Source organism: Cyanobium sp. NIVA-CYA 375 (assembly GCF_056108345.1).
The window spans coordinates 1-664 of the sequence record NZ_JBSYHW010000344.1 but is presented as its reverse complement, the minus strand read 5'-3'; the positions used below and the strand labels follow the sequence as shown (position 1 = coordinate 664).

General features: G+C 72.4%; 2 protein-coding genes. One reads left to right on the top strand and one right to left on the bottom strand.

Annotation, left to right across the window (positions count from 1 at the left end; all coding sequences use genetic code 11):
* Positions 1-102: 102 nt before the first annotated feature.
* Positions 103-534, bottom strand: a complete 432-nt coding sequence (locus AC01FP_RS18485) for a deaminase (protein WP_474482326.1) — start codon at positions 532-534, stop codon at positions 103-105.
* Here AC01FP_RS18485 and AC01FP_RS18480 point away from each other — a divergent pair.
* The coding region (locus AC01FP_RS18480; RefSeq protein ID WP_474482328.1) for a hypothetical protein at positions 469-664 on the top strand (196 nt) is incomplete at its 3' end. The genes AC01FP_RS18485 and AC01FP_RS18480 overlap by 66 nt on opposite strands.

The window sequence follows — 664 nt, the reverse complement described above, 5'->3', positions numbered from 1 at the left end:
AGCGGGCCTTCGTGGCGGTCGTGTGCGCCGGTGTGGCCGCCCTGTTCGCCAGCCTCGTGGGTGTACCGCAGCGTCAGCTGCGCCTTCCAGCCCACGGCGCGTTCAGCGGGCGGCCCAGAAGGCCTGGTGCACGGCGGCGATCTCGGCCTCCACCTCGGGCACCGGGCCGATCACCTCGATGCGCTTCTGCCCGCGCGCAAAGACCTCGCGGCAGGGCAGGTCGAGCGTCGGGTTCTCGGCGTGGTTGCCGGTGATCGCGAGCAGCCGCGCCTCGGTCATGCCGTAGACGAGGCGCCCGATGTGGGCCCAGTACTGCGTGCCGGCGCACATCGCGCAGGGCTCGACGGTGGTGACCAGCGTGCAGGCCCACAGCGTGGCCTCGTCGAAGCGGTGCGCCGCCACGCGCGCGAGCGCCGACTCGGCATGGTTCACGGTGTCGACGTTGCCCTGCTCCAGCAGCACGGTCTCGTGGTCGGCCGCCACCAGCAGGGCGCCGAAGGGGTGCTTGCCCTTGGCCGCCGCGGCCTGCGCCACGGCGTTGGCGTGCCGCAGGTGGCGGATGGCTTGCTCAGGCTTCATGCGCCCCGTCACTCGCCCTGGGTGCCGCGGTGCGCCCAACCGGTGGTGCGCTTCTCGACCCAGCTGAAGAGCTCGTACATCGCCA